General features: G+C 75.1%; 16 protein-coding genes. 15 read left to right on the top strand and 1 reads right to left on the bottom strand.

Features of this window, described 5'->3' with window-relative positions:
• Positions 1-63: 63 nt before the first annotated feature.
• The 3 genes from O7633_RS04255 (at position 64) to O7633_RS04245 (ending at position 3,466) form a co-directional block, all read left to right on the top strand.
• Positions 64-1,353 carry a beta-ketoacyl synthase N-terminal-like domain-containing protein gene (locus O7633_RS04255; RefSeq protein ID WP_282326147.1) on the top strand — a complete coding sequence of 430 codons (1,290 nt, stop codon included), beginning with the start codon at positions 64-66 and terminating at the stop codon, positions 1,351-1,353.
• On the top strand, positions 1,350-1,667 hold the full coding sequence (locus tag O7633_RS04250; RefSeq protein ID WP_282326146.1) for an antibiotic biosynthesis monooxygenase family protein: 318 nt from the start codon (positions 1,350-1,352) through the stop codon (positions 1,665-1,667). The genes O7633_RS04255 and O7633_RS04250 overlap by 4 nt, the downstream gene beginning before the upstream one ends.
• 404 nt (positions 1,668-2,071) lie before the next feature.
• Complete coding sequence (locus O7633_RS04245; RefSeq protein WP_282328464.1) at positions 2,072-3,466, top strand: class I adenylate-forming enzyme family protein; 1,395 nt, start codon at positions 2,072-2,074, stop codon at positions 3,464-3,466.
• Positions 3,467-3,516: 50 nt separating this feature from the next.
• Here the strand turns inward: O7633_RS04245 and O7633_RS04240 are convergent, their stop codons facing one another.
• Positions 3,517-4,152, bottom strand: a complete 636-nt coding sequence (locus tag O7633_RS04240) for a 4'-phosphopantetheinyl transferase superfamily protein (protein WP_282326145.1) — start codon at positions 4,150-4,152, stop codon at positions 3,517-3,519.
• 16 nt (positions 4,153-4,168) lie between these two features.
• Here O7633_RS04240 and O7633_RS04235 point away from each other — a divergent pair, with 16 nt between their 5' ends.
• The 12 genes from O7633_RS04235 to O7633_RS04180 are packed head-to-tail and all read left to right on the top strand — an operon-like array spanning position 4,169 to position 15,418.
• A complete protein-coding gene (locus O7633_RS04235) occupies positions 4,169-4,435 on the top strand; it encodes an acyl carrier protein (RefSeq protein WP_043968887.1) in 267 nt (88 codons plus the stop codon).
• Entirely contained in the window at positions 4,435-4,680 is a 246-nt protein-coding gene (locus O7633_RS04230) for an acyl carrier protein (RefSeq protein WP_282326144.1), read from the top strand. The genes O7633_RS04235 and O7633_RS04230 overlap by 1 nt, the downstream gene beginning before the upstream one ends.
• The gene (locus O7633_RS04225) at positions 4,673-5,767 is read left to right on the top strand and encodes a beta-ketoacyl synthase N-terminal-like domain-containing protein (RefSeq protein WP_282326143.1); all 1,095 of its coding nucleotides are present in this window, start codon (positions 4,673-4,675) and stop codon (positions 5,765-5,767) included. The genes O7633_RS04230 and O7633_RS04225 overlap by 8 nt, the downstream gene beginning before the upstream one ends.
• Complete coding sequence (locus O7633_RS04220) at positions 5,764-6,348, top strand: beta-ketoacyl synthase chain length factor (protein ID WP_074477219.1); 585 nt, start codon at positions 5,764-5,766, stop codon at positions 6,346-6,348. Before O7633_RS04225 ends, O7633_RS04220 begins: the two co-directional genes overlap by 4 nt.
• The gene (locus O7633_RS04215) at positions 6,345-7,961 is read left to right on the top strand and encodes a class I adenylate-forming enzyme family protein (protein ID WP_282326142.1); all 1,617 of its coding nucleotides are present in this window, start codon (positions 6,345-6,347) and stop codon (positions 7,959-7,961) included. The genes O7633_RS04220 and O7633_RS04215 overlap by 4 nt, the downstream gene beginning before the upstream one ends.
• Positions 7,958-9,226: a beta-ketoacyl-[acyl-carrier-protein] synthase family protein gene (locus tag O7633_RS04210; RefSeq protein WP_282326141.1), complete on the top strand. Its 1,269-nt coding sequence runs from the start codon at positions 7,958-7,960 to the stop codon at positions 9,224-9,226. Before O7633_RS04215 ends, O7633_RS04210 begins: the two co-directional genes overlap by 4 nt.
• Before the next feature lie 59 nt (positions 9,227-9,285).
• Complete coding sequence (gene hppD / locus O7633_RS04205; RefSeq protein ID WP_178067518.1) at positions 9,286-10,395, top strand: 4-hydroxyphenylpyruvate dioxygenase; 1,110 nt, start codon at positions 9,286-9,288, stop codon at positions 10,393-10,395.
• On the top strand, positions 10,392-11,321 hold the full coding sequence (locus O7633_RS04200; RefSeq protein WP_282326140.1) for a phytanoyl-CoA dioxygenase family protein: 930 nt from the start codon (positions 10,392-10,394) through the stop codon (positions 11,319-11,321). Before hppD ends, O7633_RS04200 begins: the two co-directional genes overlap by 4 nt.
• A gap of 2 nt (positions 11,322-11,323) precedes the next feature.
• Complete coding sequence (locus O7633_RS04195) at positions 11,324-12,121, top strand: DUF3050 domain-containing protein (RefSeq protein ID WP_074477223.1); 798 nt, start codon at positions 11,324-11,326, stop codon at positions 12,119-12,121.
• The gene (locus O7633_RS04190) at positions 12,118-13,089 is read left to right on the top strand and encodes a thiamine pyrophosphate-dependent dehydrogenase E1 component subunit alpha (RefSeq protein ID WP_178065235.1); all 972 of its coding nucleotides are present in this window, start codon (positions 12,118-12,120) and stop codon (positions 13,087-13,089) included. The genes O7633_RS04195 and O7633_RS04190 overlap by 4 nt, the downstream gene beginning before the upstream one ends.
• Positions 13,089-14,060: a transketolase C-terminal domain-containing protein gene (locus O7633_RS04185; RefSeq protein ID WP_178065236.1), complete on the top strand. Its 972-nt coding sequence runs from the start codon at positions 13,089-13,091 to the stop codon at positions 14,058-14,060. Before O7633_RS04190 ends, O7633_RS04185 begins: the two co-directional genes overlap by 1 nt.
• Positions 14,060-15,418 carry a hypothetical protein gene (locus O7633_RS04180; RefSeq protein ID WP_282326138.1) on the top strand — a complete coding sequence of 453 codons (1,359 nt, stop codon included), beginning with the start codon at positions 14,060-14,062 and terminating at the stop codon, positions 15,416-15,418. Before O7633_RS04185 ends, O7633_RS04180 begins: the two co-directional genes overlap by 1 nt.
• The last annotated feature ends 18 nt before the right edge of the window (positions 15,419-15,436 follow it).

The raw sequence follows: 15,436 nt of genomic DNA, 5'->3' as shown, positions 1-15,436 counted from the left end.
GACGCACGGCGGGACGACGCACGGCGGCGCGGCGCGCGGCGCGGCCGGGGAAGGCCGGGCGGCGTGACCACCCGGGCGGTGGTCACCGGGATCGGGGTGGTCGCCCCGAGCGGCATCGGCGCCGAGGCGCACTGGTCCACGGTGGTGTCGCGGACCCGGCGCACCGGGCCGATCACGCTGTTCGACCCGGCGTCCTATCCCACCCGCGTCGCCGGCCAGGTGCCCGACTTCGAGGCGTTGACCTGGGCGGACAACCGTCGGCTGGTGCAGACGGACCGGTGGACGCACCTGGGGTTCGCGGCGACCCGGCTGGCGCTTGCCGACGCCGGGCTGCCCGAGCACGCCCCCGACCCCTACGGCTACGCGGTGACCCTGGCCAGCTCGTCGGGCGGGAACCTGTTCGGGCAGCGGGAGCTGCAACGGCTGTGGGGCGGGCCCTCGCGCACCGTGGGGGCGTACCAGTCGATCGCCTGGTTCTACGCCGCCAGCGTCGGGCAGCTCTCCATCCACCACCAGTTCAAGGGCCCCTGCGGGGTGCTGGTCAGCGAGTCGGCCGGCGGGCTGGACAGCCTCGCGCACGCGGTGCGCACCGTGCGGCGGGGCACCCCCGTGGTGATCGCCGGGGCCACCGAGTGCCCGCTGAGCCCGTACGCGCTGGCCTGCCAGCTGCGGTCCGGGCTGCTCAGCGCCGCCGCCGATCCCGCCGGGGCGTACCGGCCGTTCGACGTCGACGCCGCCGGCTACGTGCCGGCCGAGGGCGGCGCGGTGTTCGTGGTGGAGGAGCTGTCGCACGCCCTGGCCCGGGGGGCCCGCAGCTACGGGGAGGTGACCGGCTGGGGGGCCACCCACGACGCGGCGCACACCGGCCCCGACTCCGCCGGGGACCCCGCCCAGTACGCGCGGGCGATGCGGCTGGCCCTGGACCGGGCCGGCGTCGCCCCCGACGACGTGGACGTGGTGCTGCCCGACGCGCTGGGCACGCCCCGCCACGACCGGGCGGAGGCCGACGCGCTGCGCGCGGTGTTCGGCGACCGGCCCGTGCCGGTGAGCACGGCCAAGCCGCTGACCGGCCGGGCGCACCAGGGCGGGTCGGCGCTGGACGTGGCGACGGCGCTGCTGGCCTTCGCCCACGACACGCTGCCCGCCTCCGCCGGCCCGGACCGGCCGGCGGACGGCTGCGAGCTGGACTTCCTGCGGGAGGCCCGCCGGCCGGCGTCCCGGGTGGCGCTGGTGGCCGCCCGGGGGTTCGACGGTTTCAACAGCGCGCTGGTGCTGCGGGGCGCGGCGGCCCGCCCGGCGCCGACGCCCCGCCGGGCGGCCGAGCCCGGCCCGACCCAGGGAGTGGCACGATGACCGGACAGCGGGCGCGGGTGGTCTTCCTGGTCCGGGTGCCGCAGCAGCGCACCGGGGACTTCCTGCGCGCCTACGAGGCGATCCGGCACCTGGTCGCCGAGGGGGTGCCGGGGCACCTGGTGGATCAGGTGTGCCGCTCGTCGGCCGACCCGGAGCAGTGGCTGATCACCAGCGAGTGGGTGAACCTGGCCGCGTTCGAGGCGTGGGAGCGCAGCCCGGAGCACCGGGACCTGGTCAGGCCGATGCGGGAGTGCTTCACCGACGCCCGGTCGCTGCGGTTCGTCGTGCACGCGCAGACGCCGGCCCTGGCCTGACCTCGCGGGCGGGGGCTCCCCTCCGCGGTAAGATCGTGTATCTTCGATGGGTGGTCGCCGGTCGGCGGCCACCCATCGGCCGTCAGGCCGACGCGGGAGGCTGTCTGGCCGAGCGTGGTCGGGCGGCCGGGTCGGATTCGGGCAGGCTGCCGCCCGGGTGTGCCGGCTCGGCGGCGGGCAGGCTCCCGCCCCGCGGCGGCGGTGTCGCCGGCGGCCTCGCGGCCCCCGATCCTGCCCGGCGAACCGGCTGACCGGCAATCGGGCCGCACGACCTTTTTGATCTAGCCATTTGCATCTAGTAATGGTCTCGACGGCTGTCGTAGTGTTCCGTCAGCACCCCGGAAGACGCACCACATTGGGCAGTTATGCCCTTTTTCGATGCTGGGCGGTAGACCACAGTGACCATGGATCGTTCGGCAGCAGAATCTACAGTAGACCACCCTGCGTGGGTTGACGACCTTTTGCTGGCCGGCCCGGCGGCCGAAGTATGTCTGCGGCTGCCCGACCCGGTGGACCGGGGCACGCTGCGCCGGCTCGTCGGCGAGGCCCAGGCCCGGCTCACCGACGCCGGGCTGCGTCCCGGCGGGGCCGCCGCGCTGCGCCTGCCGCCCTCGCTGGCGTACGTGGTGAACCTCCTCGCCACCTGGCGCGCCGGGGCCCAGGCGATCCTGCTCGACCACCGGCTCACCGACCACGAGGTGCAGGGCGCGCTCGCCCGGCTCACCCCGCAGGTCGTCGTCGCCCCGGTGCGCAGCGGCGGCGCCGCGCTGAAGATCTTCGTCGACGTCACCGAGGGCGTCACCGCCTACTCGGACCGGCCCGCCGGCAGCCCGCACGCGGTGATCCAGCTCAGCTCCGGCTCCACGGGTCCGTCCAAGGTGATCGGTCGCAGCGCCGCGTCCCTCGTGGCCGAGGTGCGCCGCTACACGCGCATCGACGGCGTGGCCCTGCCCGGCGAGCGGATCATCCTGCTGCCGTCCATGGTGCACGTGCTCGGCCTCGTCGGCGGGCTGCTCTACGGCCTGCACGCCCACGTGACGCTGGTGCCGCCGGACCGGCTCAGCGGCGACGCGGTGCTGGCCGCCATCGCCGCCGACGACACCCCGGCCACCGTGCTCGGCGTGCCGTTCCACATCGGACTGCTCGCCTCCACCCGGCCGACCGGCCCGCTGCCGCAGCTCAAGCGGATGACCACCGGCGGCGAGCTGGTCCCGCCGGCCGTCGTCACCGCGTTCGTCGACCGCTTCGGCGTGCCGCTGGGCAACATGTACGGGATGACCGAGGTCGGCGTCATCGGCACCGACCTGCACGGCTGGCACCGGCCGTCGATCGCCCCCGCCCCCGGGATCACCGTCCGCGAGTCGGCCACCGGCGAGCTGTGGGTGAGCTGCCCGGACTCGCCGTACGTGGGGCTGTCCGACCCGGACCGCTGGGCCGACGGCTGGCTGCGCACCCGCGACGCCGGCACCGTCGACCCCGGGACCGGTCTGGTCACCGTGCGCGGCCGGCTCGACTCGCAGGTTTCCGTCGGCGGGCTGAAGGTCGATCTCACCGAGGTCGAGGCCACCCTCGCCGGGCTGCCCGGCGTCGCCGCCGCCGTGGTCGTGCACGACGGCGACATCACCGCGTACGTGCAGCCGGACGGGCCGCTGTCGGAGGAGGTGCTGGAGAAGCTGCTCGCCGAGCGGCTCGCCGCCTACAAGCGGCCCCGCGTCCTGCACCTGCTCGACCGGCTGCCCCGCACCACCACCGGCAAGCTGGTCCGGTCGACCGAGGCGCTGCGGGCGGCCGCGCCGTGACCGGCCCGCTCCGGTGGCCCGTCGCGGCACCCGCCGGTCTGACTGATCAATCAGTCGATCACCAGCTCGACGCCGTCCGCCGGCCCGTCGACCGCGACGGCCAGCACCAGGTCACCGGCCAGCACCGGCCCGTCGCCGCCGGGGGACAGCCGGGGGTGGCCGACCCGCAGGCCGCCGGCCCCCGGGACGGGGCGCAGCAACTCGCCGGGGCCGCCGGGCACCGGCATCGGCCGGCGCAGGCCGCCGTCGCGCAACCCGCGCCCGAGCGCCTTGCCGACCGCCTCCTTGGCCGTCCACAGCAGCAGGAACGCCTCGACCTGGCACCCGGGAGGGCGTCCGTGCAGCCAGGCGGCCTCCTGCGGGGCGTACCAGCGGCGGGCCAGCGCCAGCGCGGGCAGGTCCCGGCGGCGCTCGGCGTCGACGCCGACCCCGCCGCCGCGGCGGGCCGCCACCACCACGACCCCGCCGGCGTGGCTGACGCTCACCGGCAGCTCCACCGCGTCACCGGCGTCGACGAGCGGCCGCCCGGCCGCATCGCGTCGCACCCGGATCTCCGCCTCCGCCCGGCCGAGCAGCGCGCCACCCGCGCGCCGCAGCAGCCGCCGGGCCGCCGCCGGCCGATCGCCGTCGGTACGGCCGAGGAACACGTACACGGTGTCCCGACCGGGCACCGCTGACTGGCTCACGGAAAGAGGTTAACCAATGCGCGACGAGGTCCGTGCCTTCGTCATCTCCCAGCTCGACGACATGAACTACGACGTCGACGGCATCGACGACGACACCACCCTCGGCCCGGCCGGCGTCGACCTGGAGTCGCTGGCCCTGGCCGACCTGGCCGTCCGCGTCGAGGACCGCTACGGCCTGAAGTTCGCCGACGACGAGTCCGAGAAGCTGGCGCTGATGACGGTCGGCGAGTTCACCACGATGGTCGCCGACCGGGTCGCCGCGACGGCCGACGGCAACTCCTGATGGCCGGTCAGCCCGACCTGGGGCGAGCTGACCTGCTGACGATGCTCGCCGAGATGACCGCGAAGCCGGCCGACCAGGTGTCCGACCGGGTGGGCTCGATGGAGCTCGCCTGGCTGGTCCACCTCGTCGAACAACGCTACGACCGCCGGCTCGACCTCACCGACGACCAGCTCGCCGGCATCCGGACGGTCGACGACGCCGTGGCGGTGTTCCACACCTGCCTGACCGCCCCCGCAGATGGCTGAGCGGGCCCCCGTACGGATCACCGGTGTCCACGCGCTCAGCGCCCTCGGCAGGGGCGCCGACGCCCAGCTCGCCGGGGTGCTCGCCGGAGCCCCCGCGTTCCGGCCCGTCGGCCGCTTCGACACCAGCGCCCGCCGCGTCGACGTGGCGGCCACCCTGGCCGACGCCGGCCCGCTGGCCGACGAGCTGACCGAGGCGGTGCACACCACGTGCGCCGCCGCCGGGCTCGACACCGCCGCCCGGGCCGCCGCGCCGCTGCTGCTCGCCGCCCACGGCGGCGCGGGCGTGCCGGCACTGGCCGGGGAGCTGGCCCGCCGGTGCGGGCTGGCCGGTGCGCCCCGGGTCTACACCAGCGCCTGCGTGTCCGCGTCCACCGCGGTCGCCGACGCCGCCGCGCTGATCGGCCGCGGCGTCGTCGACCGGGTCGTCGTCGCCGCCGGGTACCTGGTCGAACCCGACCAGTACGCGCTCTTCGACGCCGGCCGGGCCCTCGCCACCGACGGCGCGGTCCGCCCGTTCAGCGCCGGGCGGCGCGGGCTGCTGCTCGGCGACGGCGTGGCCGCCGTGGTGCTGGAGTCCGCCGACGCGGCGGCCCGGCGGGACGCGCCGACGCTGGCCTCGGTGCTCGGCTGGGGCCGGGCCGGCGACGCCTACCACCCCTGCCAGCCCGACCCGCAGGGGCGCGGCCTGGCCCGCGCGCTCGGCGCGGCCCTGCGCCGCGCCGGCCTGCGACCCGAGGACATCGGGTACGTCAACGCCAACGCCACCGGCACCGGCTACAGCGACGCGGCCGAGGCGGCGGCGCTGCGGCTGGCCTGGGGCGAGCACGCGCACCGGGTGCCGGTCAGCTCCACCAAGGCGCTGCACGGGCACGCGCTGGAGGCGTCCGGGCTGCTGGAGCTGGTGGTGACCGTGCTGGCCGTGCGGCACGGGAAGCTGCCGGTCAACGCCGGCTGGCTCGGCCCCGACGAGGCGTGCCCGCTCGACGTCATCCGCGACGCGCCCCGCCCCGCCGCCACCGGTTACGCGGTGAGCCTCAACGCGGCGTTCGGCGGGGCCAACACCGCACTGCTGGTAGGTGCGGCATGACCGGCTCCGGGGAACTGCCGACGACGACGGACGGCCGGCTGCGGGTGCTCGCGCGGGCGAGCTGGCCGGAGCCGGGCGACGCCGACCCGCCGACCCTGCCCGGGTTCGTGCACTCGCGGTTCAGCCCGGTCGTCGCGGCCGTCGCCGACCGGTGCCTCACCCGACGCCACGGCGGGCGACCGGCCCCGGAACCGGCCGGCGGGCGCACCGCGGTGGTGCTGGTCAGCGCCGCCGGGGACCGGGCCAGCGCCGACCACGTGCACGCCACGGTCGCCGCCGGGGGGCGACCCGGGCCGCTGTTCTTCTTCCAGTCGGTGCCCAACAGCGTCGCCGGGCACGTCGCCGCGCGCTGGGGGCTGGGCGGGCCGGTGGTCTGCCTCGCCCCGACCGGGGACCCGCTGGCCGAGGGCACGGCCGAGGCCGAACTGCTGCTGAGCGACGGCGACGCCGACGAGGCGCTGCTGATTCTGATCGAACAGGCACCCGACGACGCCGGTGCGGGCGTCGAGGCCGCAGTGCCGGGCGACCCGCCCGGCACCGCCGCCGTCGCGGTGCTGCTGGGGGGAGGAGACGCATCATGAGGACCAAGGGACTGCGCGGCCTGCTGGCCGCCGACACCGAGCTGGGCGCCGGCAACGTGCTGGCCCGGGTGCTGGCGCACGGCGCCGACCCGGACGGCCCCGGCCTGACCTTCGACACGGAGGTCGACGGGCACCCCGCCGAGCGCCCGCTGACGCTCGGCCAGCTCGACGAGCGGGTCGCCGCCCGCGCCGCCTGGCTGCGCGCCCGGGGCGTCAAGCCCCGCGACCCCGTCGCCGTCTGGGCCACCGCCGCCGCCGACATGGTGCTCAGCTTCCTGGCGCTGACCCGCCTCGGCGCGATCCCCGCGCTGATGAACGGCAAGCTCCGCCCGGAGATCGCCGCCGAGTACATCCGCCGGCTGCGCGGCGCGGGCGTCCTCGCCGACGCCGCGCACACCGAGCTGCTGGCCGGGCACGACCTCGGCGCTCCGCTGCTCGGCACGCCCGCCGACGCCGGCGCGGGCGACCCGGCCGCCGCGGGGGCCCACTACCGGCACCACCCCGACGACCCGATCGTCATCACCCACACCTCCGGGACCACCGGCGTGCCCAAGGCCGTGCTGCACTCGCACGCGAGCCTGTTCGCCGCCACCCGGCACCTGCTGTCGATGCCGCAGGCGCAGGGCACCCGCCGCATCCTCAACGCGCTGCCCGCCCCGCACACCGCGACCGTGCTCATGGTCAACCAGGCGCTGGGCAACCGGGCGGAGATGTTCCTGCTGTCCGACCAGGGCGGCGAGCGGGTCCTCGACGCGATCCAGCGGTGGCGGCCCGACGGCGTGTTCGGGTTCTCCGTCACCTGGGCGGAGCTGGCCCGGTTCGACCTGTCCGCGTACGACCTGGACTCGGTGCGGCTGTGGTTCAACACCGGCGACTGCTCGCACGAGCCGCACGTGCGCCGGCTCGTCGCGGTCGGCTCGCGGGACACCGTGACCCGGCAGGGCGTGGTGCGGGTGCCCGGCTCCGTGTTCATCGACGGGCTGGGCTCCAGCGAGATGGGCCACTCGATGTTCCACATCACGCACACCGCCGACACCGACCGGTACGGCCGCTGCGTGGGTCGCCCGTACCAGTTCACGAAGGTCGCCGTGCTCGACGCCGACGGCAACGAGCTGCCCCCGGGGCAGGTCGGCTTCCTCGGCATCGACTCGCCGTCGCTGTTCCGGGGCTACTGGAACGATTCGGTCACCACCTACCGGTTCCGGCTGCGCGGCTGGTACCTCACCGGCGACCTGGTCTACGCCGACGCCGACGGGCGCTACTACCACCTGGACCGGGCCGTCGACTCCGTCGAGCTCGGCGACGGCCGGCGGTTCTTCACCGCCCTGTCCGAGGAACGGGTCCTCGCCGCCTGCCCCGACGTCACCGACTGCACGGTGGTGATCGTCAAGGAGGACGACCGCGTCGTCACCGACGTGCTGCTGGAGCTGGCGGCCGGGGCCGACCCGGGCGTCGACCGCACCGAGGCGGTGCGCGCCGCGCTCGGCGCGGACGTCGGGGCGACCCTGCGCCGGGTGGTGCCGGTGCGCTCCGAGGACATCCCGGTCACCGTCACCGGCAAGGTCCGCAAGGTGGCGCTGCGCGAGCGCTACCTGACCGAGTCGTCGTCGTGACCGCCCTCATCACCGGGATGGGCCTGCTCACCCCGGCCGGGCGGGGCGCGGGGGAGACCCTCGACGCCCTGCTCGCCGGCCGGTCGGGGCTGGCCCGCCCGCCGCAGGACCACCCGGCCCACGGGGCGCTGGAGGCCGCCGGGCTGTTGCCGGAGATCGACCCGCGCACGGTCGCGTCCGGGCCGGAGACCCGGGTGCTGGACCGGATCGTCGTGCTCGCCCTGCTCGCCGCCGCCGACGCGCTCGCCGACGCCGGCATCGAGGTCGGCCGCGACGTCGACCCCGCCCGGATCGGGGTGATCGTCGGCGGCGTCGGCGGAATGGCGACCCTGGAGCGGCAGGTGCTGGCGCGGGCCGAGCGGGGCCGGGCGGCCGTCAGCCCGTACCTGCTCACCGGGATCCTGCCGAACATGCCGGCGGCGCGCATCGCCATCGCCCACGGCATCCGCGGCTACAGCTCGTCTGTCGGCACGGCGTGCGCCTCCGGCGCGCAGGCCGTCGCCGACGCGGCCCGGCTGATCCGGGCCGGGGAGGCCGACGTGGTGGTCTGCGGGGCCAGCGAGGCCCCGCTGTTCCCCACCTTCGCCGACACCTTCGGCAACGCCCGGGCCCTCGCCCGGGGCTGGGCCGACCCGGCCGAGGCGAGCCGGCCGTTCGACGCCCGCCGCAACGGCTTCGTCCTCGCCGAGGGCGCGGCGCTGCTGGTGCTGGAACGCGCCGAGCACGCCGCCGCCCGGGGCGTGGCCGGCTACGCCGAGGTCGCCGGCTACGGGGCGAACACCGACGCCCACCATCCCACCGCGCCCCGGCCCGACGGGGCGGGAGCGGCCGAGTGCATGCGCCGGGCCCTGGCCGGCGGCGGCGTGACGGCCGGCGACGTCGGCTACGTCAACGCCCACGGCACCGGCACCAAGCTCGGCGACATCGCCGAGATCACCGCCCTGACCGACGTGTTCGGCGAGGGCACGGTGCCGGTCAGCTCCACCAAGGCGCTCACCGGGCACCTGCTCGGCGCGTCCGGGGCGCTGGAGGCCGCCGCCACCGCGCTGGCGCTGGGCCGGGGACTGCTGCCGCCGACCTGGAACCTCGACGATCCGGACCCGGCCTGCCCGGCGGACCACGTCCGCAAGGAGGCCAGGCGGGCCGACGTGGAACACGCGCTGACCAACTCGTTCGGCTTCGGGGGGCAGAACGTGAGCCTGCTGCTGCGGCGCACCGCCGGTGCGGGTGCGCGCGCCGCCGCGCCGGGAGGTGATCCCGCGTAACACCCCGGGCGGGGGAGCCCGGACGGCAGTCACGGGGGGACATGGGGAAGGGCTGGTACATGGACATCCGTTCTATAGATCACATCGAACTCTTCGTGGGGGACGCGCGGCAGGCAGCCTTCTACTTCGGCACGGCCGTCGGGTTCCGCCTCGCCGGTCAGGGCGGCCCCGAGACCGGGCTGGCGGGGCAGCGGTCGCTGCTGCTGCGCCAGGGCGACATCCGGATGGTGCTCACCTCCGGGCTGACCGCCGGGCACCGGGCGTCGGCGTACGTGCAGCGGCACGGCGACGGCATCGCGGTGGTGGCGCTGGAGGTCGACGACGCCGCCGGTGCGTACGCGGAGCTGGTGGGCCGGGGGGCGACCCCGGTGACGCCGCCGACCACCTGCACCGGCGCGGACGCCGAGGTCGTCACCGCCGAGGTGGCCGGCTTCGGGGACGTGCTGCACCGGCTGGTGGAGCGCCGGGGCGACCGGCGCGAGTTCCTGCCCGGCGCGTTCGAGCCCACCGAGCCGGCCGGCGGCGACGACGGCCTGCTCGCCGAGATCGACCACCTGGCGATCTGCGTGCCGCCGGGGCAGCTCGACGCGACCGTCGCCCACTACGAGCGGGTCTTCGGCTTCGCGCAGATCTTCACCGAGCACGTCGAGGTCGCCGGCCAGGCGATGAACTCCACAGTGGTGCAGAGCCCGTCCGGGCGGGTCACCCTGGTGCTGCTGGAGCCGGACCGCGGCCACCGGCCGGGGCAGATCGACGCGTTCCTCACCGAACACGCCGGGGCCGGCGTGCAGCACCTGGGGCTGCGCACCGACGACATCGTCACCGCCGTCGGCGCGCTGCGCTCCCGGGGCGTCCGGTTCGCCGGCACCCCCGGGGCCTACTACGACGACCTGGAGCGGCGGGTCGGCCCGGTCGACGCGCCGCTGGACCGGCTGCGCGAGCTGAGCATCCTGGTCGACCGCGACCACGGCGGCCAGCTCCTGCAGATCTTCACCGAGTCGATGCACGTGCGGCGCACCCTCTTCCTCGAACTCATCGAGCGACGCGGGGCGCTGACCTTCGGCAGCGGCAACATCAAGGCCCTCTACGAGGCCAAGGAACGGGAGCTGGCCGCGGCGGGGGCGACCCCCGCTGTCGCGGCCGGCACGGCACAAGGGGTTGGGGCATGACCACCACACAGATACACCCGGCGCTGACCGCGCAGGAGGAGGCGCTGCTGCCGTCCGACGAGGACGTGCGGCACTACGCCGAGCACGGCTGGTACCTGTCGAAGAAGCTGTTCACCGACGAGGAGGTGGACGCCCTGGTGGCGGCCACCGACCGGTACTACGACGGCGAGCGGGACCGCACCCTGCCGGCGCGCCCGCCGAAGCTCGCCTACTGGGACCCGTCGAAGGGCCCGGTGCAGCGGCACAACGACTACGTCCACTACGAGCACGACGGGATCGCCGCGATCCTGCGCAAGCCGCTGCTCGGCGCGGTCGCCGCCCGGCTCGCGCGGGCCGCCGAGATCCGGGTGTTCCAGTCCACGCTGATCTACAAGCCGCCGATCTCCGGCGAGCCGTCGAACATCGTGCCCTGGCACTTCGACAAGCACTACTGGTCGTCCTCGTCGTCGGAGGACATGCTCACCGCGTTCATCCCGTTCCACGACTGCGGCGAGGAGATGGGCACCATCACCATGGTCGACGGGTCGCACCGGTGGTCCGAGATCGGCGCCGACGACACCGTCGTGCGGCACTTCGCCGAGCGCGACCGCGACCAGCTCGAGGAGATGCTGGCCCGCAACGCCGCGCACAACGGCGCCCAGATCCGCAAGATCCCCATGGTGATCCCCAAGGGACACGTGAGTTTCCACCACTGCCGCACCTACCACGGCAGCGGCGCGAACGTCAGCGGTCGCCCGCGCCGGGCGATCTCGCTGCACCTGCAGGACGGCGCGAACGCCTACCGGGAGTTTCCGCTCTCCGACGGCACCCTCGCCGCGTACAACCACGACGTGCTGGTCCGCCGCACCCACGACGGGCGGCCGGACTACGCGGACCCCGACTTCTGCCCGGTCATCTGGCGCGACCGCGCCCAGCAGGGAGGCTGACAATGTCACGGTACGACTGGGGTAAGACGCACCCGGGCATCGAGCGGTTGGAGCAGGCGGTGACCGACCGCCGCGACGTGGTGGTCAAGCACCCCCTCTACGCCAACCTGGACACCCACGAGGCGCTGGTGACCTTCATGGAGCACCACGTCTTCGCGGTCTGGGACTTCATGTCCCTGCTGAAGTCGTTGCAGCGGCAGCTCACCTGCGTGGACGTGCCGTGGATCCCCACCGGCCCCACCGGCAGCCGCCGGCTGATCAACGACATCGTGATGGTCGAGGAGAGCGACGAGCTCGGCGAGGGCTACATCAGCCACTTCGAGCTCTACGTGCGGGGCATGGCCGAGGCGGGGGCCGACACCGGCGCCGTGGACGCGCTGGTCGACCTGCTGCGCGCCGGCACGCCGGTGACCGAGGCGCTGGTGAAGGCCGGCGTGCCCGGCCCGTCGGCGGCGTTCGCCGCCACCACTTGGAAGATCATCGAGTCGACCCCGGTGCACTGCCAGGCGGCGGCGTTCGCGTTCGGCCGCGAGGACCTGATCCCCGACATGTTCACCCAGGTCGTCGCCGTCAACGAGCGCAGCCAGAAGCTGCACACGTTCGTCGACTACCTGGAGCGGCACATCGAGGTCGACGGGGAGCAGCACACCCCGATGGCCATGCAGATGCTCGCCGACCTGTGCGGCGACGACGACACCAAGTGGCAGGAGTGCGCCGACACCGTCAACCTGGCGCTCACCGCCCGCGCGCAGCTCTGGGACGACATCCTCGCCGCGATCAAGGAGGGTCGCCCGGCGTGACCCGCGACGATCCCGTCCGGCTGTACCGCACGGTGCGGCTGATCCGCCGGTTCGAGGAGCGGGCCGTCGACCTGGTCCGCGCCGGGGCGATCGTCGGCGGCATCCACCCGTACCTCGGTCAGGAGGGGATCGCCGCCGGGGTCTGCGCGGCGCTGCGCGACGACGACCTGGTCACCGGCACCCACCGCGGGCACGGCCACGTGCTCGCCAAGGGGGCCGACCCGGCCCGCATGCTCGCCGAGCTGCTGGGCCGCGAGACCGGGCTCAACCGGGGCCGGGGCGGCTCCATGCACGCCGCCGACCTGGCCGTCGGGGTGCTCGGCGCGAACGCCATCGTCGGCGCCGCCGGCGCGATCCTCACCGGAGCGGTGTGGGCGCGTCGGCGGCGCGGCGACGACCTCGTCGGGGCCACGTTCTTCGGCGACGGCGCGGTCAACGAGGGCATGCTGCTGGAGGCGTTCAACCTGGCCGCGCTGTGGCGGGTGCCGGTGCTGTTCGTCTGCGAGAACAACGGCTACGCCACCACCATGCCCGTCGAGGGCGCGGTGGCCGGCACGATCCCCGGCCGGGCCGAGGCGTTCGGCATGCCGGCGGCCGTCGTCGACGGCCAGGACCCCGAGGCGGTACGCGACGCCACCGCCGCCGCCGTCGCCCGGATGCGCGCCGGGGGCGGGCCGGAGCTGATCGAGGCCCGCACCTACCGGTTCGACGCCCACCACACCTTCGAGCACGCGGTACGCCTCGACTACCGCGCGCCGCAGGAGGTGGCCGCCGGCCGGTCCCGCGACCCGGTCGACATCCAGGGCGCCCGGCTGTCCGGGGCGGACCGGGCCGCCGTCGACGCCGAGGTCGAGGCGACCCTCGACGCGGCCCTGGAGTTCGCCCTGGCCAGCCCCGAGCCCGATCCGGCCGGCGCGCTGGAGCACCTGTACGCCAGCGGGCTGGTCGCCCGGACGGGAGGTGGCTGATGCCACGGCTGTCGTACCGCAAGGCCCTCACCCGGGCCCTGGCCGACGAGATGGGCCGCGACGAGTCGGTGTTCCTGCTCGGCGAGGACATCCGGGTGGCCGCCTCCAACGTCACCGCCGGGCTGCTGAAGCGGTTCGGGCCGGACCGGGTGCGGGACACCCCGCTGTCGGAGCAGGCGTTCACCAGCTTCGCCACCGGCGCGGCCCTGGCCGGGCTGCGCCCGGTGGTGGAGTTCCAGATCCCGTCCCTGCTGTTCCTGGTCTTCGAGCAGATCGTCAACCACGCGCACAAGTTCCCGCTGATGACGGGCGGGCAGGCCGAGGTGCCGGTCACCTACCTGGTGCCGGGCTCCGGCTCGCGCACCGGGTGGGCGGGGCAGCACTCCGACCACCCGTACAGCCTCTTCGCCCACGTCGGGGTGACCACCGTGGTCCCGGCCACCCCGGCCGACGCGTACGGGCTGCTGGTCTCGGCGATCCGGCACGTCGACCCGGTGGTGGTGTTCGCGCCGGCCGGGGCGATGGACGTGCGCGCCGACGTGGACTTCGCCGCCCTGGCCCCGGTGCCGATCGGGCGGGGACGGGTGCACCGGGCCGGCGACGACGTGACGGTGGTCGCCGTCGGGCACCTGGTGCACGACGCGCTCGCCGTCGCCGAGGCGCTGGCCGACCAGGTGTCGGTGGAGGTCTTCGACCCGCGCACGCTCCACCCGTTCGACTGGGACGGGCTGACCGCGTCGGTGGCCCGCACCGGGCGGCTGGTCGTGGTCGACGACTCCAACCGGTCCTGCGGGATCGCCGGGGAGATCATCGCGACCGTGGTGGAACGGGTGCGGCTGCTCGCGCCGCCCCGGCGGGTCACCCGCCCCGACGGCGCGGTGCTGCCGTTCGCCCCGGCGCTGGACCGGGCCGTGCAGCCCGGCCGCGAGCAGCTCACCGCCGCCATCCAACTCACCATGAAGGACGAGTGATGATCGACCCGAACTACCCCTGGCCGCCGCTGGACCAGGCGTGGAAGGACCTGCCGGAGTCGACCCGGGCGGAGATGGTGGCCGCCGGGGCGGGCGCGTGGAAGGAGATCTTCTACGGCTGCGCGACGTACAACCAGACGTGGCGGCTGGCCCGGCCCCCGGTGATGCCGGCGGACGCGTTCCGCGAGCTGAACGAGGTCTGCGACCGGATCGCCCAGCTCATCCTGGAGGCGTGCCAGCGGCGGGCCCGCACCGCCGGGGAGCTGACCCGGCTGCTCGGGGTGCCGGCGGAGGAGACGAAGCTGCTCGACACCGACGAGGTGCTGTCGGAGGCGCTGCTGGCCGCGTACCGGCCGGACGTGCTGATCTCCGGCGGGGTGCCGAAGTTCGTCGAGTACAACATCGACAGCAGCCTCGGCGGCGGCTTCGACGCCGACACGGTCGTCTACCGGTACGCGAAGCTCTACGCCGAGCGGGGCATCCTCGACGGGCTGCCGGTGCGGCCCGCCCCGTCCCTGCTCGACCAGCGGTTCGTGGCGATCCGTGACGAGCTGGGCCTGGCCGACGGGGCCCGGGTGGCGCTGCTGCTGGACTTCGACGCCGACTACCCGGGCCTGGAGACGCCGGACTTCTTCCTCAAGATCCTGTCCCCGCTGGCGGACCGGGCCCGTGACTTCGGCATCGACCTGGTCATCGCCCAGCTCAAGCTGGCGACCCTGGACGAGCAGAAGCGGCTCGTCGTCGACGGCGCCCCGGTCGACGCGCTGTTCCGGCTCTTCGTGCCCAACCGGGTGCACGCCAGCGCGGGGCTGGACGCGGTCGCCGGCGCCCTCGCCGCCGGGACCCTGCCGATGTTCGTCAGCACGGCGGCCTGGCTGCTCGGCAACAAGATCAACTTTGCCTGGCTGTGGGAGGACCTCGACACCCTGCCCGAGGCCGACCAGGCGCTCGTGCGCCGGTACGTCCCGCGTACCACCGCCCTCACCGCCGCCGAGCTGCCCCGGGCGCTGGCCGACCAGCACGACCTGGTCGCCAAGCCCGCCGACGGCTCGGCCGGCATCGGCGTGCTGCTGGGCCGCGAGACCGACCCGCAGAAGTGGGAGGAGGGGCTGCGCGCCGCCATCGACGAGGGCGGCTACATCCTCCAGGAGTACATGCCCGCCGACCGGGTGGCGATGGACTTCGTGCGGATGGAGACGGGGGAGACCGTCACCGCCGACGTCCCCTACAGCCTCGCGCCCTACCTGTTCGGCCGCACCGGCTCGGGCGGCCTGGCCCGGGTGGGCTTCCCCGGCTGCGACAGCGTGCTCAACCTCGCGCGCGGGGTCCTGCTCACCGGCATCCTGCTCACCGACTGACCGCGTCCCCGGCGGCGG

The sequence above is a fragment of the Micromonospora sp. WMMD712 genome (assembly GCF_029581295.1).
Classification (GTDB): domain Bacteria; phylum Actinomycetota; class Actinomycetes; order Mycobacteriales; family Micromonosporaceae; genus Micromonospora; species Micromonospora carbonacea.
This window is presented reverse-complemented; position numbering and strand designations above follow the sequence as displayed.

What these genes read in the sequence shown, in the direction of transcription:
- O7633_RS04250 (WP_282326146.1), top strand. Translation starts at nt 1,350, where the DNA reads ATGACCGGACAGCGGGCGCGGGTGGTCTTCCTGGTCCGGGTGCCGCAG.
- O7633_RS04245 (WP_282328464.1), top strand. Translation starts at nt 2,072, where the DNA reads ATGGATCGTTCGGCAGCAGAATCTACAGTAGACCACCCTGCGTGGGTT.
- O7633_RS04235 (WP_043968887.1), top strand. Translation starts at nt 4,169, where the DNA reads ATGCGCGACGAGGTCCGTGCCTTCGTCATCTCCCAGCTCGACGACATG.
- O7633_RS04230 (WP_282326144.1), top strand. Translation starts at nt 4,435, where the DNA reads ATGGCCGGTCAGCCCGACCTGGGGCGAGCTGACCTGCTGACGATGCTC.
- O7633_RS04225 (WP_282326143.1), top strand. Translation starts at nt 4,673, where the DNA reads ATGGCTGAGCGGGCCCCCGTACGGATCACCGGTGTCCACGCGCTCAGC.
- O7633_RS04220 (WP_074477219.1), top strand. Translation starts at nt 5,764, where the DNA reads ATGACCGGCTCCGGGGAACTGCCGACGACGACGGACGGCCGGCTGCGG.
- O7633_RS04215 (WP_282326142.1), top strand. Translation starts at nt 6,345, where the DNA reads ATGAGGACCAAGGGACTGCGCGGCCTGCTGGCCGCCGACACCGAGCTG.
- hppD (WP_178067518.1), top strand. Translation starts at nt 9,286, where the DNA reads ATGGACATCCGTTCTATAGATCACATCGAACTCTTCGTGGGGGACGCG.
- O7633_RS04200 (WP_282326140.1), top strand. Translation starts at nt 10,392, where the DNA reads ATGACCACCACACAGATACACCCGGCGCTGACCGCGCAGGAGGAGGCG.
- O7633_RS04195 (WP_074477223.1), top strand. Translation starts at nt 11,324, where the DNA reads ATGTCACGGTACGACTGGGGTAAGACGCACCCGGGCATCGAGCGGTTG.
- O7633_RS04185 (WP_178065236.1), top strand. Translation starts at nt 13,089, where the DNA reads ATGCCACGGCTGTCGTACCGCAAGGCCCTCACCCGGGCCCTGGCCGAC.
- O7633_RS04180 (WP_282326138.1), top strand. Translation starts at nt 14,060, where the DNA reads ATGATCGACCCGAACTACCCCTGGCCGCCGCTGGACCAGGCGTGGAAG.